The 18,403-nt window shown below is 38.0% G+C and carries 12 protein-coding genes; 5 read left to right on the top strand and 7 right to left on the bottom strand.

Annotated elements, in window-relative coordinates:
• Positions 1–31: 31 nt before the first annotated feature.
• From pelG to I6F49_RS11210, 7 genes are read right to left on the bottom strand one after another with little or no spacing between them, the layout of a single operon-like run.
• A complete protein-coding gene (gene pelG, locus I6F49_RS11240; RefSeq protein WP_166420160.1) occupies positions 32–1,396 on the bottom strand; it encodes an exopolysaccharide Pel transporter PelG in 1,365 nt (454 codons plus the stop codon).
• Positions 1,384–2,901, bottom strand: a complete 1,518-nt coding sequence (gene pelF, locus I6F49_RS11235; protein WP_197180506.1) for a GT4 family glycosyltransferase PelF — start codon at positions 2,899–2,901, stop codon at positions 1,384–1,386. The genes pelG and pelF overlap by 13 nt, the downstream gene beginning before the upstream one ends.
• On the bottom strand, positions 2,894–3,877 hold the full coding sequence (locus tag I6F49_RS11230; protein WP_197180504.1) for a protein PelE: 984 nt from the start codon (positions 3,875–3,877) through the stop codon (positions 2,894–2,896). Before I6F49_RS11230 ends, pelF begins: the two co-directional genes overlap by 8 nt.
• Positions 3,874–5,172 (bottom strand): PelD GGDEF domain-containing protein, encoded by a 1,299-nt coding sequence (locus I6F49_RS11225; RefSeq protein WP_197180502.1) that lies wholly within the window; start codon positions 5,170–5,172, stop codon positions 3,874–3,876. Before I6F49_RS11225 ends, I6F49_RS11230 begins: the two co-directional genes overlap by 4 nt.
• Positions 5,169–5,684, bottom strand: a complete 516-nt coding sequence (locus I6F49_RS11220) for a protein PelC (protein WP_197180500.1) — start codon at positions 5,682–5,684, stop codon at positions 5,169–5,171. Before I6F49_RS11220 ends, I6F49_RS11225 begins: the two co-directional genes overlap by 4 nt.
• A gap of 14 nt (positions 5,685–5,698) precedes the next feature.
• A complete protein-coding gene (locus I6F49_RS11215; RefSeq protein WP_197180498.1) occupies positions 5,699–8,980 on the bottom strand; it encodes a tetratricopeptide repeat protein in 3,282 nt (1,093 codons plus the stop codon).
• The gene (locus I6F49_RS11210) at positions 8,980–11,688 is read right to left on the bottom strand and encodes an endo alpha-1,4 polygalactosaminidase (RefSeq protein ID WP_197180496.1); all 2,709 of its coding nucleotides are present in this window, start codon (positions 11,686–11,688) and stop codon (positions 8,980–8,982) included. The genes I6F49_RS11215 and I6F49_RS11210 overlap by 1 nt, the downstream gene beginning before the upstream one ends.
• Before the next feature lie 492 nt (positions 11,689–12,180).
• Between I6F49_RS11210 and I6F49_RS11205 the strand changes: the two genes are divergently transcribed.
• The 5 genes from I6F49_RS11205 (at position 12,181) to I6F49_RS11185 (ending at position 18,283) form a co-directional block, all read left to right on the top strand.
• Positions 12,181–13,848 (top strand): methyl-accepting chemotaxis protein, encoded by a 1,668-nt coding sequence (locus I6F49_RS11205; RefSeq protein WP_197180494.1) that lies wholly within the window; start codon positions 12,181–12,183, stop codon positions 13,846–13,848.
• Positions 13,849–13,999: 151 nt separating this feature from the next.
• The gene (locus tag I6F49_RS11200; protein WP_197180492.1) at positions 14,000–14,488 is read left to right on the top strand and encodes a MarR family winged helix-turn-helix transcriptional regulator; all 489 of its coding nucleotides are present in this window, start codon (positions 14,000–14,002) and stop codon (positions 14,486–14,488) included.
• 133 nt (positions 14,489–14,621) lie between these two features.
• Positions 14,622–15,371: a serine/threonine protein kinase gene (locus I6F49_RS11195; RefSeq protein ID WP_197180490.1), complete on the top strand. Its 750-nt coding sequence runs from the start codon at positions 14,622–14,624 to the stop codon at positions 15,369–15,371.
• A gap of 314 nt (positions 15,372–15,685) precedes the next feature.
• Positions 15,686–17,038 (top strand): magnesium transporter, encoded by a 1,353-nt coding sequence (locus tag I6F49_RS11190; RefSeq protein WP_197180488.1) that lies wholly within the window; start codon positions 15,686–15,688, stop codon positions 17,036–17,038.
• Between the two features lie 183 nt (positions 17,039–17,221).
• Entirely contained in the window at positions 17,222–18,283 is a 1,062-nt protein-coding gene (locus I6F49_RS11185) for a DUF21 domain-containing protein (protein WP_166420149.1), read from the top strand.
• Positions 18,284–18,403: the final 120 nt, after the last annotated feature.

Genomic DNA, 18,403 nt, shown 5'->3' with positions numbered 1-18,403 from the left:
TGCAGCCTTTATCTTGCGCTTTTATAACATGCTATTGCAGCATAAACGTTTCGTATTCTAAATCTTCAAACTGTTTTGAAAGCCAAAACAATCCTACTACTGAGGTAATAATAGTTGCTAATGCAAAGCCGTAACCATAAAACTGCGGCCCAAAAGCGATAGATAGTAAAGTTAAAACAACATTTATTACTAAAAACAACCCGGCTAAAAATAGTACTGTTGAGCGTTTATCTAAATAAAATAAAATATTTAAAATAGATAAAAATATAACTTGCACGCCTACACCAACTACATCAATAAATAAAAGCGTTTTATAGTTTGGATCAATGCCTATAAAGGTCAGTATTTGCTCACCCCATAATAATAAGCATGCAACGGTAATACCTTGGATTTTAAATATATCATATAAACCGGCACGTGCAGTTTGGATCATATTGTCTTTCAATATATAGATCTCTTCAAGAGGTGACCCTTTACGGATAGCAGTGTAAAAACGGTCGTACTCTTCTACAAAGTCTGTTTCCATTTTTACTAAAAACACTGCCATACCAGGAATAATAGACAAATAGGCCAAAAATATAGGTAAGTCGTAAATAGGGCTGGCTCTCAACGTGCCAATAATTTGAATTGATGTGCTCGGAGAATACCAAAAAATGATTTTATCAGCCCACACGCCAATATTATAAAATAGACCACAAAAGAATAGGCTGTAATACACTTTTTTATTACTTAAAAAGTCAAAACTTATGAGTTTTTCACCTGGGTAGCGGCGAATAATCATGAATAGAAAGCTAAAAAAGAGTAGGGCTTCACCTGCAAAAAAAGCAAAAAACAAACCGTCTAGTTGCCAGTCTCTTAGTAAATATGCGAGCAACACCATAAAGGCGTAACCACTTAACATGGTAATTAGAATCAGTCGGTATTCTTTCATGCCCGATAGAAAAATAGCACCAAGCCATTGGTTACATAGGCTTACAAAGGCACCTAAAATTATTATCTTAGTTACTACGGGTATAGGGAGCATAGGCCATACAGCTAAGCCCACCAATAACGCAGCTATTGTTGTTACAAGTTGCGCACCAAGTAAATTAGGGAGTACTTTTGCCTCTTCTTTTTGAAAAAACAAATCGGCAATAAATCGAGTTAGTAATAACTGCAAACCCCCCGTTAAAATAAGTGAGGCGGCCATCATGTAGGTAACGAGTGTTAAAAACTGAATGATAAGTACTTTAGGTAATACAATGCCTAAACTTAAAATACCAATGAGCATGAGCGCTACAATAGAGAGCAACCAAGGGCCCGAGCCTATTAAGCCCGCGTAGCCGTAAGCTTCAAAAACTGAGAGCAGGGTATTTTTTTTGAGAATTTTTCGTATCTCAAAACCTATTCCGGCCATGCCATTGTATCCTTATAAAGTTTATCGTAACGGGCAAACATGTGGCTCTCGTCATAAAATTTTTGTACGCGGTCTAAACCACTTTTTTGATACTCAAGCCAGGCTTGCTCATTGGTTAGCATGTTTGATATTTGTTGTGCTGTTTCGCTAGGTGAAGCAATTGAGACAACTTCACCGGCTTTACCTAATGCTTTATCTTCATCGGTTCCGCCTTCGATTATTTCGCGGCATGAGCCCACATCACTAGCAAGTACAGGAACACCGGCTGCCATTGCTTCTAAAAGTACTAAAGGTTGCGCTTCGGAAATAGAGGTTAAAGCCACAATCCCGAGCTTTGGTAAGATTTTGGTAATATCTTGCATACCTAAAAATTTAACATTATTTTGTAAATCAAGACTGGCTACAAGCAATTCACATTCTTTGTAATATTGTGGATCTTCTTCAAAGGGGCCGATGATCCAACCTTCTACTTCTGGCAGTACCGACTGCGCTTCTTTAATCGCACGTATGAAGGTTTTAATATCTTTTATAGGCACTACACGTCCAATTAATCCAACAATAGGTGAGATGTGTTTTGGGCGCTGCTCAAGCGCTTCAATAAAGCGTACTGTTTTAATGCCGTTAGGAACCACGAATGCTTTTTCTGGTGCGGCACCATCTTTTATTTGGCGTTGCCTATTACCGTCGTATAGCGAAATGATTTTATCGGCTTCTTGATATGTTGTTCGGCCTATTTGCTCAAAAAAGTTAATCCACATACGGCGAATAAAGCCCATTTCTGTATTTAAGTTTTTACCTAGGCTTTGTTCTGATTCTTTGATCCAACTGGCTTGAATAAGATCTATTTTTCTCTCTTTGGTATAAATTCCATGTTCGGTCAACAAAAAGGGTGTGTCGCTTATAACACTGGCACCAGAGCCTAAAATACCAGCATATCCGGTAGATATTGAGTGAATAAGTTTAACTTTTGGAAGCCCGCGTGCAATTTCAGCTATTTTAAATAATGGCTTATATAAATTGCGATAAGACCAAAAGAAGTCAATAAAAGAAGATTCATCACAATAAGTTGAATAGTATTTAGTGAGTACTTGCCATGACGATTCACTATACAAAAAGTCGGCTTCGTTAATACCGTCTTTTTTAGCTAAGGTTTCAAATGCAAATTTTAATAACTCAGTGGGTATCGGCTCATTACAATCTCTAAAATAATTTTGTAGTTGCTGCCAAAAATCAAAGAGTTCTTTTTTATATTTAACCCCGTGCTTAGCTTTTATTTCAGAGGTGTCATTTTCAACTAAATAATGAACATGCAGTTTTGTAACGTTTTTAGGCAAAGTATATTGAATTTCGCCATAATGCTCTGGCGCACCACCTATAAAAACAAGCTCAAAGTTATAATGAGGTAACCCCTCAATTATTTGATGAACCCAACTAGATACTCCACCACGCACATAAGGGTAAGTACCTTCTAAAAGCAGTAAAATATCTGCATTTTTATTACTCATGCCAATACTCCTGTAAATGACGTAATTCACTGCCCTTTGGTTGTTCTGGGAGTTCTTTTAAGTAGCGTTTACAGTCGTCAAACTTGTTCATACAAAAGGCAACTTCGGCTTTATAAGGGAGAACATGACGCCTTGCCATACCCAATTCGGTCGCTTTAATTAAGTACTCGTGAGCTATTTCATATTTACCTAAGGCTAAAGATATACGGCCTAAAAATATAAAGGTTGCAGGTATTTTTACGTGCTCAATACTTTGCTGTGCAAGTGTTTCTGCTTTTTCTAAAACGTATTTTTGCAGTGCACCTTGCGCTAACCCTAAATAACTTAGCTCCCAATAAAGTTCGGCTAGTTGTTTTTGTAAATTACTTAACTTTGGTTGCTTAGTTGTAACGGCTATTTCTTGCTGGTATAAACTGATTTTTTCGTTAAGTTTGGTTTCTTTACCATCAAGAGTTGAGTAGGCGAGTAGCCGAATGTCATCTTCTAAGTCTTTAAGTGCTAGCTTTAAAATAGGAATAGCTTGTGAGTCACTCATGTGACGAGCTGCCATTACAGCACTTAAACGTTTATTTGGTTCACTCGCGTGCTTTAAAATTGCTTTTAGCCCGCCAATAGAATAGGTTGGATTTGCAGATATTGCTCTAGCTTCAAAAGGAAGCTCCGGTATTTTATGCTCTTCAATTTCTATATCATCGTTTTTTAGAGGTTTACAAAGAGCAAACGTAAGCGCTACTACAACGCCAATAATTCCAAGTACAGGTAATGTAAATAATAATAAAAACATGAGCAAAAAAGAGCTATAAGGAGTGGTTTTGTATTTTTTAGGTATAAAAAAATAACTAACAATAGCAAAAAAGATGCTAGCAAAAGCGTGTAATAATATAGCTAAAAACCAGTTAGGTGTTTCCAATACTTCTATCAGTGCAAAGTACTGACAAATACACCCTAATATAGCTGCTACAATAATTATAATCATGAAAGTGAAACCAATCGCTTTATGTCATCTGAGCTTATAGGCAGAGCGAGTTGCTGTTCAATTACAATGTCGATTTCAGCTAAGGTGTTACCCGTACGCTCTTTGCACCAAGTGTTCACTCGGGCAATAAATCCTGCTTTTTCAAGTTCATCAGCCAATGGCATTAATAGCAGTAATATTTGATTTTTATCATCATATAAGTAAATGTCTAAACCACGACGAGCTTCACTTAAATAACTCATAAGTTGAGTTGATTTATCCGTAATATTCTCGGCTTTGATTTTCAGTAGCTGCGATGGAATGTTGTATCGTTTGGCTTCTTTATTCGCGCGTTTAATTTGACGGATAAAGTACGGAGATTCCTCATAGGTCATTACTGGATTTGTTATTTCATGGCGCAGCAGGTCGCCAATATGTCCTGCCATTACAGCAAGTAATGTAAGAGTCGTATTTTTGAGCGCAAAAAATTGTATTCTTTCAACCAAAATAACGCCGTAAATAGTATTATTTACGTCGATAAGGGGAATTGCTATATGGTATTTGCTTGTACCCGATGCTGCTTTTTCGTCTTTTACCGATACTAATTCTTTTTCTTCAATCATCGCTAATATAAGAGGATCATCTACAGTTACTTGACTCATGTTGCCGAGAGAGGCAAGTGGTGGTTCTAAAACGGTATCGTTTTCAACTTTATATAAACCTGCCCGTTCAAGTGAACCATACTCAACAAATAAATCGATTATTTTTTGCGCTGCGCTATCAAGTCTTCTTTCTTTTAATAGCCCGATAGTGGTTCTTACTGCTTGTAGTGATTCACGCAAACTTAAAGTATGGCCCGCTAGCATTTGCTCAATTCTATCGTGAGATGAATTAATTAAATGATATTGACGAGTAAAGGTTTCAAGGCGGTCGGTTACGTATTCGAGCTGAATACTTTGCTGTTGATTAGTACGCTCCCACACATCTCTAAACTCGCCAGTGATCATAATTACAATAATGTAGCCAATCATGGCGTTAATATTAAAGTCGCTTTGCGATGATAAAATATTTGCTTGAAGTAAAAAAAGTTGGCCAACAAGCAAACATAAAATACTAATAAAGCCTTTTGAAAAGCCATAACGTAGAGAAACTAAAAGTGGGCCAAGTACAGGCCACGAAAACCCTCCCTCAGTCCAAAATGGGTCCTCTGCGTTAAATAATACAGGCAGCCCTAAAGCAAGCGCGGTAAATATAAATACCTCAGCCCATATTTGTAGCTCAGGAACGTCTCTTGGTCTAAGGAAATGTGTTTTCACTCACTAACCTCTATATAAGAAATTAAATCGGCAATCACATCTTGTGCTGTTGCTGCAATGCTATCGCGACCCCAACCACTTTTAGCAATAGTTCCCGTCCAAATTGGCGTTGTTTGCCCGTTAACTGTGAGTGATAAGGTCAGTGCTACAACAGGTTCTCCGTCAAGACCTGCTTTATAGCGCCACTCTTCAATGCTACCTGTTAGTACATAGTCAGCTTGTTGAGTACTTAACCATTGCATAGCATTGTCTAAACGGTATTGATCGTCCAGTGGTGGAAGCTCTTTAGTGTTTACGCGAGGAGCGCGTATAAGAGTTGGCAATTTATTTTGCTGCCAAATACTGGCTAAAATATCTTCAGCACGTTCACCAGCAAGCGGTGTTTGAGCATGATTAACTAGTGGCATAAGTGCCACTGTTTTTGAAGGGCTAAGCTCTACATCATCAGCAACTCTACTGGTGGTACAAGCAGATAATAGTAATACCAAACACGGTATAATTAAACGAAACATACTCTCTCCTAACATTAAAAATGTACGTAATAACCTAATTGTAATTGTGTATCTGAGTTACCCACTTTATTACTACTTTGGTAACCCAGCTGTAATTTAAATAAATCATCGCCTAGTACAGACCAACCAGCACCACTCGAAACAGATACATCTACTGTATCGTTAAGTGTTTGATAGCCAGTACTTATATCAAATAACCACGAAGGATTTGCGCCTAAATAAGGCGGCTCTAATGAACCCGTTGAGGCAAATGAGGTGCCTAGTGCAAAGCGTCTAAATGGTTGAAGATCAACTATTAGAGGCCTTGTTTCTGTGTTTATTAACGCATTTACACGCTCAAAGTCTTGCCATTGCGCACTAAAGTAAGCGTTCCAAATTGGGCGATCTTTTAAAATGCTGTACTGATAACGCGCGTTATATTCTTGGCCATTAATGAGTGAACTACCATCGTCTCTTCGAGAAAAAGACATAGCGGCTGCTGAAAGCTGCACATTTTGTCTATTATCAATGTTGTAGTTAACATAGGCCGTGGCTTTATCTAGCTGAGCATAACTAAGTAGCGCTTCTGATTGGCGGTTTTCAACATTATATTCAAGTTTTAAACCTACCTGAGTACGAGAATCCCATTGATAACGAGAATCAAGACTAAGACCTTGGCGGCTGGCTAAGCTGCCTTGGTGAGAATCTATCTTTGCATCAAAATACCAACGACCAAATGTCATTTTATCTTCTATCGCAAACAGCAACCCGTTGTTATCAAGGTTTTGCTGATTACTTAAACTTAATTTCCATTGCCCACTTGCATAAGGAAAATAAACGTTCACATCGTACTGGCTGCTGTTTAAACCAGCCTCTGGCGATAGATTAATTTCAAGCGCTCTAAAGTAGGATGCTCGTGCATTTCTGAGTAAACTCAATTGTGATTCGTCAAGCTCACCAGTCAGCTCTTCATACCAACGCTGCATTGTTGCGTATGGCTGCTTCAAATAGAGTAAAGCGTTTAGCTCATCCAATTTGCTTAGTGAGCCTTCGGCTATTAGTTGTTTCGCTTTATTGAATTCGCCGTTGGTCATATAAAGCTGTAGTTTTTGCCAAGGTTCTAACTTTTGTGCAGCTCGACGTGCTAACCACCAGTTTGCTTGAGGCTCACCAATAGTGTCGGGCGCAAGCTCATCCATGGCGTTTGACTGTATTAAATGAGGAACAGCCATTGCACCTGCCCAGCGGTACATTAGGCCTCTGTATGCGTATTTATCTTTAGGTAAATGCTGTAATAAATAGTGATTTAGCTCGGCAGCATTCGCATAATAACCAAGCTGCTTCATTACATCGGCTAAGTTAACCAGTGTTGTTAAGTCACTTGGATCTGCAACAGCTAGTTTTCGTAAATAAAAGTAAGCACTGTTATATGATTTTTCATAAATAGATAGGCTAGCTAATAATTGCGTCCACGCATAGGATGGATCGCTGTCCGAATAGCGAGTTAAAATACGGCTAATCATTACGGTGTCGTGCATTTGCAGCGCTAACCAACCTTGTGCAAGTACTACATCAGGATTGTACTCACTTAGTTTTGCTGCACGATTTAATGTGGTGTAAGCCGCATTTAGATCACTCTGATTTTGATACCAATTTGAAAGAATTAGCCAAGCAGGGTAGAGGGCTTTATTGTAGCGTTGCTTTTCAAGCTCTTTATGAATGCGCGCAACCGATTTAGCATCATTTACTTGTGTGCTTAGTAGTGCAATTTTAATAAGTTGCCTAGGCTGAAGTGGTGATTGTTGCCATAAATAGTTTAGTAAGCCCTTAGGATCATCTTCAAACTTTAATTGTTGATAGTGAAGCATATCGCCAACGCTTAGTGTGCTGATTTCTTTTAATTGTTCAAAAGCATAAAGTTCATCTTTTTTATCTTGAACACGCATTGCCATATCTACTCGTGCGGTCCAAAATTCTCCATCAGTACTTTGTTGTTTGTTTTTTAAAATAGACAATGCCGTTTTAAAGTCATCTTTAAGCCAAAAAGCACGAGCCATCCAAAGTAAGTCTTCTTCATTTTTAGGTCCTTTATATTTAGGCCATAAAGCTCTTAGTGCTTTTAAATTTCCGGAATCGTGAAGTACTTTCGCTTTCCAATATTGTGATAATGCACTCTTACCATTTATTTGTTCAAAACGGTCAATATTACTAAGTTCTTGTTTTGTGTTGCCTATAAATTCGTTTGTTTGCATCCACTTAGCAAAGCCGTTGCCTTTTAATTGTCGGTTTTGTGCTTTGTATGCATATATATCGTTGGCGTCTTGGTATAAATATAATGCCGCAGCGTCATTAACACTGTCAGTAAGCATTGCTGGGGTTACAGCTCTGTTCGACATTAGCCATTTAAACTCTTTAAGCGCTTCTTTAGGCTTGTTCTGCCAGCGCTTTATTTTCCAATTTAGTAAGCGTAGCTCTTTGTCATTTGGGGTTTGTAGTAATAGTTTGGCGAGTAATTGCTCTGCCCCTTTTGCATTTCCATTAGCTAAACGCAGGTGCATGGCTTTTGTTAAGTAGTCGGTGTTACCTGGCTCGGCATTTAATAAGTTTTCAATTGCTTGAGCTGCATCCTCTGTGTTGCCAGCTAAGTTAGCTAAATAAAGCGTACGCTTAATATTGGTTTTATCACCATAGGTTTTCCACCAGGCGTAAGCTTGTATCGGATTATTTGCACCAAGTGCCGTTTTAATCGCTTTGACTGCAATGTCAGCATTTATGTTTGCTTTATAAATATCGAGTGCTTTGGCTGGTTCGCCTGCGCTTAACCAGTAATCGGCTGCAAGGAGAGGTTGCTTATTTTTTTGATAATACTGAGCAATTTTGGCGTTTAACCCAACGGCTTTTGCAATAGTTAGTATTTGTTCGTTCCAGTTTTTATGGGCACCTATTTTTAAAGATAACTCTTCAAAGCGATCGTCAACTTTAGCGCCGCTTGCTAGCCATAATGAGTAAAGCAGCTTTATTTCAAGAGTTGCTTTGCGCTCACCTCTTGGTAGTTTTTCAAGCTCGTTAGTCGCTTGTGAATACTCGCTAAGTCCTATATGTAGTTCAACCAATTTTGCGCGTAGCTTTTCGTTATTTGGCTCTGTGTTAAGCGCTGCATTAAGATACGATTTTTCAAAAGTATAATCTTGTGAAAGTGCATCATCTTCAAAAAATAAGGTATGAGGAAATAACGCATATAGTGCAAAACAACTTACAGCTAATATCGCTAATATTGTTTTTACAGAAATTAACTGAGGGCGCTTTTTAGCATTCATTATCGAGCGACTCCATTGCAGTTAAGATAACCATAAAATTGACCTTTTGGCAGATTAAAGTGCGTCACATTAGCGCGTGTAATACCTTTAAAGCGCTCTCCCAAACTAGATACAAACTCGCAAGAACGTGCATTTATTAAATCAAGTGAAGCAGGTACCCACGCTTTAAAGCTAACAGGTCCGTTAACTTGCCAGTTATCAATAACAACATTTGCAGACGCTAAATAAGGTTTTTTGCTATTTTTGCTGTGATCAAAGCTAAGACGAGCTACGTTATTAATAATGTGTATGTAGTCACCTTTTTTGGTGACGCCTGAGATACCTTCACTTTGGGCAATATTTGGCCTGTCAAAATCAGTAGGAATTCGTAAAGTACGAATGTATTTTGAGCTAAATAACCATTCATTATTACTGTTTTTTGCTAGCGCAGAAAAGTAAAAGTCTTTTGCTACTTTTGCGTAATGGCTCAAATGCACCGGTGTATTTGGCCTAGCTAAAACATAATCTATATTGTGTTTTAGTGCGTCTAGTCCCGCAGGGATTTCACCTGAGTAAAAATGAAAATAAATAGTGTATGGTTTTAATCTATATGGTTTTTCTGTTATTTCAAACGTTTCGGTTAAGCGTCTAAAACCGTAATAAGGCCCATGCCATAAGTCTGTATATACATTTTCATTTAATATGGGGGCATAAATTTGATACAGCAAATCTCGCTCTGGTCTGCCTATTGGAGATACATGCGTAAGGCTTGGGTTATCGGCATTTACATCTGTATTACCACCGTTGACGTTAAATACGCCAGCATCGCGAGCCAATTCAAGCGCTTTAGGGCCGGGAGTTGCATCGCCTGACCACAACATCATCACTGTTTTTTTATTTTTTGGTGTCAGGTTTTCATCAATATACTTTATTGAATCGGTGATTTCTTTTTTTAAGCTTATTTTGTTGTAGCCAGGTACATCAAGATGAAAGCCATAATCTACTTCATCTTTATCTACTATTCTAAGGCCAGATAACGCAGTCCAAAAATAAGGGTGACTATAAGTATGTGAAGCAATTTCTACATAAGGCAAATTAAAAATACTGCGCGCTATACCTTCAAGCTTGGCACTTTGTTTTGAATGTAAGCCACTTTTTTCAATATCAGCTTGAATAACCGATGAAGTCAAAGGGAGTTTGTAGCGTTTAATTATTTCATCGCGAATCACTTCTGCAGAATAGGGTTTACCTGCGTAATGTGCTGGGCTTGTGAAACCATCGCCATCTATATGCAGCGTTAGCATACGCCTACCGCTTTCAGTTGTGGTATCAGGCACTAGAATCGGAGGTAGTCCCATTGCTTTGGTGAGTAGTGTACGTGGGTCAATAACCCATTTACTACCTTCCATTGGCAAGGTATCTATAAGCCAAGGTGCAACAACAACCGCGCCATATTTTGTTTTAGTACTCTGCACTATTATAGTTCCATCAGCCGCTTTTATATTGATAAGCGGGGTGGCATCAGTTGCTAATTTCAGTAAGTAGGGCTTAATTATCGCAGGCGATGTTGTCGCTTCGCCTTTTAGCCATGTAGTAAAATGATTAAGTTCATAAGGGCCAGGAGGCAATACGCTAAGCGCTTCAATACCAAGGTTAAGTAACAGTTTCGTTGATTGCGGTAGCTCACCCATAATTAGCTCAGGTACAACGCCTAAGTTACTTTCCAACCAATTAGTAATAGTTGGGGTGTAAAAAGCATCGCTGTTTGTCCATGAAATAATACCAGCATGTAAACTTGGATCTACTAACGGCAAATCTCGTTTAGCTACATCAACATAATCAGGGATATACCCTAAGTACTCAATCATGGTCGCAAGCTTTAAATGTACGGTAGTGTAAATGAGTGGTTTTACATTACTGTTGTACGGAATTAGGATGCGCCTTGGTACTGGCGATATGGTTGATGTACCCCATGTTTGTAAGTGCCCATCTGTTACCCAAGGAGTAAAGCCAGCTTGTTTTATTTTTTGTGCCATAGCAAGGCGGTTGTCAGGCTGTGCATAATCAATAACTTGTACTTTAAAACCTAATTTTTGTGCTGTTTTTAATTGTGCGCTTAGCCAAGCTTGATCGTTTTCAGTAGTTAATTTGTAGCTATTATTAGTTGGGTTGTAATGGCTATATAAACCTTCAGCAACTAAGTCATTAGCTAAACCAGTAAGTTTAGGTAATAACTCAAAGCCTCGATTAAGAATAAGATGCTTATTAAACGTATCAGAGAGGTTTTTTATAATCGCGACTAAGCCATCTTGTTGATCTGACTTACTGTGCTTGTCATCTAAAAGTTGATAGCTGTCTAGCGTATCTAAAAATAAACCACTGAAACCACGCGCTTTTAAAGTAGCTGCGCTATCTTGCATTTGTTGTTGCCAATGCGTAGATGTTAAATCGGCAATATGGCTATTCCAATTAGGATTGACTGAAAGTGAAGACTCACTTTTATTAAACGATTCACCCACACTTAAATAAGCGTAAACAGCAATGTTTCGTTTTTTAAACCAATTAAGCTCGTGCTCGGTGACGAGTTCAGGCTGGACGACAACGCGTGAGTAAAAAGTCATTTCGGCTAATGGCATAGGTGCCGAGTAGTAAAAAGCAATACTATTATTTACAGGCGTTGCGAGAACGTGTGCAGATACTAAAAATACAAGGTATAAAATATATTTCATTAATAATTCATTTTTATAAGATTATAACTGTGATTCAAAGTGATGCGTTCCGATTTCATTCTAGCTATTTTGTATTAGTGATATAGGCTTATTATATGTTAATAAAATATTAATATCTATATGTTCATTATTTATATGAACCTAAAATCTATACTAACATGAGTAATGCGCTAACTCATTACATAGGGATTAATTAGCCGCTTTAATACGCGATCAAATTAAGTTTAGATCAATCCAGTCATTAGAATTTTAAATCTCTTATGAAAGGGCGGCAAATTATACATTAATTAATACGAAGGTCTCAGTGTTTTTAGTGTCAAAATACCTACCTTGCAACTATAATATCTGCCAATTGAACAATGGTATGAGTTTACTCCCACTAATTTTGTTTTTATTACTATGCTTTTAAACCCCAATAAAACGATGTAAACAGTCGTAATTTAATTTTTGGCTATTGTCGCTATATGTGCATTTATACACCCCGGAGAAACAATGAGTAATTTAAGCTTGAAAAACAAACTTTTGTTGTTAGCTATTTTGCCCTTAATGCTACTTTTGATTAGCTTAATGCTGAGCTCTTATTATTTAGAGAATAAAAATCAGCAGCAAAATTTTGAAGCATTTCAAACTAAGTTAATAAGTGACAAACAAACGCTATTAAGCACCGAAGTTGAAATTGCTAGCAAAATTGTTCGCTATCAATTAGCTAATGGCTCTGAGCAGGATGCTAAAAACGCTTTAAGAGACTTGACGTTTGGCCAAGGTGGTTACTTTTTTATATATGATACAAATGGCGTTAGTGTTTTTCATGCATTATTAGGTGATGCTATTGAAGGGCAAAACAAAATAGGGATGACAGACCCTACCGGTAAAAAAATCATAGTAGGTTTACTGGAGCAAGCCAGAAAAGGCGGCGGGGCTTTTAACTATCATTTTCAAAAACCAAACACGACAGGTCTAGTTGAGAAAATGGGCTACGCAGCAATGATCCCCGGCACAAACTGGATGATTGGCACTGGCGCATATATGGATGATATAGACACCGAATTAGTTAAATACCAAACGACAATGCAAGAACACATGAATGATAAAGTAATGACCTTATTATTAATTGCTTTATTTTGGGTTGTTTTAACAATTATATGTGCGTTAATTGCCGCAAATACAATGGTAAAACCAATACAGCGTATGGCGCAAAGCCTTGACGATATTGCCAAAGGTGAGGGCGATTTAACTAAACGTTTAGACATTGATACTAACGATGAAATAGGCCAACTTGGTGAAGCATTTAATATGTTTGTAAGTAAGTTACATGGCATTATTGCTAATGTGGTTGATGTTACACACGATGTAAAAACAGCTTCTGGTGATATAAATACACAAACACGATTAATTGAAGACAAACTACTTAATCATAATCACGAAACAGACTTGGTCGCGACTGCGATTACCGAAATGTCGGCTACTTCTCATGAGGTGGCACAAAATACGAATCAAGTAGCAGAATCAACCCAAGCGGCAACGCAAGAAGTTGCTAAAGCGCAAGAGTGTGTTGATATTTCACTCAGTGAAGTATCTAACTTAATGGGCGAGATAAACTTAGCCGCTAAACAAGTTGATTCACTAAGTGACCAATCTAAAAAAATTAATAGCGTACTAAGTGTAATAGGCGGAATAGCCGAACAAACAAACTTACTTGCACTTAATGCTGCAATAGAGGCTGCGCGAGCGGGCGAGCAAGGCCGAGGATTTGCAGTTGTTGCTGATGAAGTAAGAAGTTTAGCTAGTCGTACTCAAGTTAGTACGCTAGAGATTAGTGAAATGTTGAGCGAGCTACATAATTTAGTATCAGATGCAGTAGCCGCAATGCAAGCGAGTCAAAATAGCTGTAATCGCTCGGTTGAATCGTCTCGTGCTATTTCAGAAAGTTTAGGTGCAGTAACAAGCTCGGTTAGATCAATTAACGACATGAGTACGCAAATTGCGACTGCAGCACTGGAACAAAGTAGCGTTACAGAAGAAATAAACCGTAATGTATTTGCCATTCAAGAAATAGTTAATGAGTTGACTATTTCAAGCAAAACCACCTCTACAGTAGGTCAACATTTAGCTGCCCGTGGTGAAAACTTAGGCCAGCTTGTTGGCCAGTTTAAAATTTAATAAAACCCTAAACTGTATAAAATAAAGCCGCAGATTGCGGCTTTATTTTTTGGCTTAGTTTTAGCTGCTTAATTTTTATAAAAATTATTGAATTTTTTGTATGTGCTAAGGTCTATCTGCATGCAAATATATCTACTATAGTGAAATAGCCATGCAAAATATGCCATCAATTAAACACTGCACTCGAGAAGAACTAGCACCAGAGCAAGACTTGGGGCGTTTAGTGTCTTTTTTACGTTCGAGATTAGCCACTCATGTCGATGCTAAATTACTCCCTATGGATTTAACGTCAGCGCAATATATTGTGGTAGTACTACTTGCGAGAAAGTCGGTTAATACGCTTGCTGGATTATGTGAGTATATGGTTTACGATCGTGGCGCTATGAGCCGTTTACTAAATAGGCTTGAAGAAAAGGGGCTCATTATTAAAACACAATGTGAGCTTGATAAGCGCTCAACTATTTTGTGTTTAAGTGAAAAAGGTAAAGTCCTTTGTCCAGAAATAATGCCAGTAGTAAATGAAGTATATGCTCAAGCATTAAGTGGTTTTTCAGAACCTGAAAAAAACCAAATAATAGACTTACTCTTCAAAGCTATAAATAACCTCGATTCATTACCCGAAGTAGCCCCTCACAAATAGATTATCAATAAAATAGCGATACTGTTTCAATAGAAAGTTAGCGTGCAAGTTAGCTGATCTGATTGTGCGTAGAATCTAATTTTGCTAATATAGTTGCCTAGGCAATTAATGTTATCATCTTGTTAGGTTTGTTATGATTGAAAATAATTTGTTAGTACAATTACAGCAGCAATATCCAGAACATACTTTTATGCAACATCACTTAAGTGTTGTTCATAAGGGGCGTTTTGCTAACGCGATTGTATATCGATATAAAGATGATGAATTTGATTTAATTGTTAAAGATTTTAGCCAAAGCCCGTGGCTTATTCGCAAAACATTTGCGCGACTATCTGTAAATCAAGAATATAAAGGATTGAGCCGATTAGCTGAGCTTGACGCAGTTGCTAATCGCTTTTGTAGGTTATCGCCGATAGCTGTGGCTTATAACTATATTGAAGGCACGCCACTGCGCTCTTTAATTCATGAAGACAAAACTCTACCGGTTAACTTTTTTAGCGAGCTTGAGCGCCAAGTAGCAAAAATGCATCGTAAAGGCATCGTGCATTTAGACTTACGTAATATGGGTAATATTTTATGCGGCGCAGACGGTAAACCTTATTTTATTGATTTTCAGTCAACCATTAGCTTTTCGCGTTTTCCGCGTTGGTTGCAACGCTTTATGCGAGGCTCTGATATGTCAGGTGTATATAAAGCATGGAATAAACTAGGCGATCAACCTTTGCCACAATCTAAACAAGACTACCTAGAACATTTTAATCACGTGCGTAAGCGCTGGATTTTTAAAGGCTACCCAATACAGCGTGGCTATGCGTGGGGCGCTGCACTTATTGCTCAATTTGTAGATTCTGACTTAGTACGAAATATTACCGATAGACTTTAATTAAAAGCACAAACCGTAATTTAAAAACACCTTATTCATTGTGTGATTTTGCCCATATTAGCCTGGCTAATATGGGATTTTTTTTATTATAAGTAATCCGTTTGGTTTACTTACTTGTCGTTTAATTCCTTAAAAACAATTCCTTTTACTGTTTTTTTAATTTTTTAAAATAAATATTAGTACTGCATTTAGTTTGCCCATACAATGCGCAAAAATAGCCTGCGCATGCTTAATAAGTTCACGTTTTTTCTGCAATTTTTTATTGTTCAAGTAAACTATAAGTAATGTGCGCTTTTAAATTTTAAGGTTTTAAGATGATTGAGTATCCGGTAGACCAACTTCCACAGCTCATAAATGATTTACTGCAATGCGATACAACAGAACGTAAAAATAAGTTATTAGCAGATGCGCAGTTAACGCTTTCTACTGAGCACTTGTCATTACTTTTTGAGGCTATACCAAAAGAGCAACGACTAGAAATTTGGCAACTACTTGACGAAGACACGCAACACGAAATCTTTGTTAATTTAAGTGATGACAGCTGTTTGTGGTTACTGCAAACACTAGAGGACACTGATGCCTTTAAGCTTCTTGACGAAGTTAATGTAGAAGAACTACTGGAACTTGAAGAAGTTATACCTGAGCGATTTGTTGAGTATGCAAAAAAGCAACTCGATGAAGCGCAAACCAAACAATATGATTTAGCGCAGCAATACCCGCCAGAACAACTTGGTCACTGGTTAGGTTTTGACTTTTTAAAAGTATCGGAGAAGCTAACTGCCGGTGGCGCTAAAAAATTGCTACATAAAGGTTTACCGCAATACAGTGAGGTTATTTATTTGGTAAGCCGTAAGGGCAGCTTAATAGGAGAGGTTGCGGTAAATGATTTAATAAAAGCCAGCGACACCGATAACTTAATGACATTGGCAAATCATGACTTTTCATCGCTCCATGCTGATGATGATTTATATGAAGCGGCAGAAGTGGTGATCCACAGTGAAAAAATGGCATTGCCAGTGGTTAACTCTGACAATAAATTACTCGGACGATTAACCATTGCCTCTGCGTACGAATTACGCCAAGAGATTGCTGACGAAGCAGCCGCTAAAGCCGGTGGTTTACGTGAAGACGAAGACTTGTTCGCAAGTGTGCGAAAAAGTGCTAAAAACCGGGGTATATGGTTGGGTATTAACTTAGCGACTGCGTTTTTGGCGTCGTGGTTCATCGGTTTATTTGGAGCAACTATAGAACAAGTTGTAGCACTCGCTGTATTAATGCCAGTGGTTGCTTCTATGGGCGGGATCGCTGGTAGCCAAACATTAACGGTTATTGTGCGTGGTTTAGCGCTCGGACAGGTTACAGATTCAAACCGCAATGCGTTACTTAAAAAAGAGCTACGTGTTGGCGCTGTAAATGGTTTGGTGTGGGCATTTGTAATAGGTCTGCTTACCTTCTTATGGTTTAACGATTTAATGCTCAGTATTACGATTACGGTAGCCATATTATTAAATTTAGTCGCTGCGTCACTTGCGGGTGTTGTTATTCCGTCTATTTTAGACAAAATGAAAATTGATCCTGCATTATCTGGCTCGGTAATTTTAACTACCGTTACCGATATTGTTGGGTTTGTTACCTTTTTAGGCTTGGGCAGTTTATTGCTTTTATAAGCCTTATACCAAGTTGCTTAATTAAGTGATCTATTTTGAGGGAAGAAAATCTTGTCGATAACAAGGCAAAAATTTCGTTATTTAGTTGTTTTATATCCGAAATTTTAACGTAGTTAGCGTCAGGTATAACCCTCAAATTGATTAAGTATTATTGCGGATTGGTATTACTTACAGGAAAATACAATGACCTTTGAAGTCATGATTTGGTGTGCAATTGCTTTGTGTATTTCACAATCGGCAATATTTTCAGGCTTAAACTTAGCGTTTTTTTCGCTAAGCCGATTACAGCTAGAAATGGAAAGTACAAAAGGCAACGAAGCGGCCATAAAAGTGATGGCTCTTCGAAACGACTCTAACTTTTTATTATCGACTATTTTATGGGGTAACGTAGGTATTAATGTACTGCTTACGCTACTTTCTGATTCGGTATTAATGGGCGCTAGTTCGTTTTTATTCTCAACCATTGCGATTACTATTATTGGTGAAATAACGCCGCAAGCTTATTTTTCTCGTAATGCACTTAAAATGGCGAGCCTGCTTTCGCCGCTAATTAAGTTTTATCAGATTCTGTTTTATGTAGTTGCGAAACCAACCGCTTTAATACTTGATGCATGGTTAGGTAAAGAGGGGATTACGTACTTTGCTGAAAGTGAGCTCAGAGGTATTATTCGCAAACACATAGAAGCAGAAGAAGCTGATGTTCAACATGTTGAGGGTATAGGCGCGCTTAACTTTTTTAGTTTAGATGAAATAAGCGTAACTAAAGAAGGGGAGATAATTGATCCTGATTCTATTATTGCACTGCCGACTAAACTCGATTTACCTATTTTCCCAGACCTTACATTAACGACTGATAATGAGTTTTTACGAAAACTACATAAGTCTGGTTACAACTGGGTGATCATTACTAATGAAGATGGTTGGCCTTTATTGGTTGTTGATGCAGACGGCTTTTTACGCTCAGCGTTGTTTGAGCCAGATACATTTGACCCGTATCATTATTGTCACAGACCTATAATTGTTGCTGACGAAGCGATGCGATTGAGTGAAGTGATTTTAAAAATACGCGCTAGTCATTCTCTCGATAAATCGTTTGATGGGGCCATTGATCACGATGTGGTATTAGTGTGGAGTGATGTAAAGCGCATTATTACTGGCGCTGATATATTTGGTCGATTACTCAAGGGTATGAGTGCACCAAAGCTCGAATTGCATGAAAATACAGAGAACAAAAAGCCGCAATAAGCTAACACCGATCAGTTAAGGTATTTTTGATCGGTTGACCGATCTTTTGGTTGCTTCACAATACCCTTATCATCTTTTGATTATGAGGGTATTTTTATGCTTAGTCATTGGTTACTTGAT

The organism is Pseudoalteromonas sp. SWN166 (genome assembly GCF_015864485.1).
GTDB lineage: Bacteria > Pseudomonadota > Gammaproteobacteria > Enterobacterales > Alteromonadaceae > Pseudoalteromonas.
The sequence above is the reverse complement of the archived record's forward strand: the minus strand, read 5'-3'. Positions and strand labels throughout refer to the sequence as shown.

Coding starts and splice junctions, on each gene's coding strand:
- pelG (WP_166420160.1), bottom strand. CDS start 1,396: ATGGCCGGAATAGGTTTTGAGATACGAAAAATTCTCAAAAAAAATACC.
- pelF (WP_197180506.1), bottom strand. CDS start 2,901: ATGAGTAATAAAAATGCAGATATTTTACTGCTTTTAGAAGGTACTTAC.
- I6F49_RS11230 (WP_197180504.1), bottom strand. CDS start 3,877: ATGATTATAATTATTGTAGCAGCTATATTAGGGTGTATTTGTCAGTAC.
- I6F49_RS11220 (WP_197180500.1), bottom strand. CDS start 5,684: ATGTTTCGTTTAATTATACCGTGTTTGGTATTACTATTATCTGCTTGT.
- I6F49_RS11215 (WP_197180498.1), bottom strand. CDS start 8,980: ATGAATGCTAAAAAGCGCCCTCAGTTAATTTCTGTAAAAACAATATTA.
- I6F49_RS11210 (WP_197180496.1), bottom strand. CDS start 11,688: ATGAAATATATTTTATACCTTGTATTTTTAGTATCTGCACACGTTCTC.
- I6F49_RS11205 (WP_197180494.1), top strand. CDS start 12,181: ATGAGTAATTTAAGCTTGAAAAACAAACTTTTGTTGTTAGCTATTTTG.
- I6F49_RS11200 (WP_197180492.1), top strand. CDS start 14,000: ATGCAAAATATGCCATCAATTAAACACTGCACTCGAGAAGAACTAGCA.
- I6F49_RS11195 (WP_197180490.1), top strand. CDS start 14,622: ATGATTGAAAATAATTTGTTAGTACAATTACAGCAGCAATATCCAGAA.
- I6F49_RS11190 (WP_197180488.1), top strand. CDS start 15,686: ATGATTGAGTATCCGGTAGACCAACTTCCACAGCTCATAAATGATTTA.
- I6F49_RS11185 (WP_166420149.1), top strand. CDS start 17,222: ATGACCTTTGAAGTCATGATTTGGTGTGCAATTGCTTTGTGTATTTCA.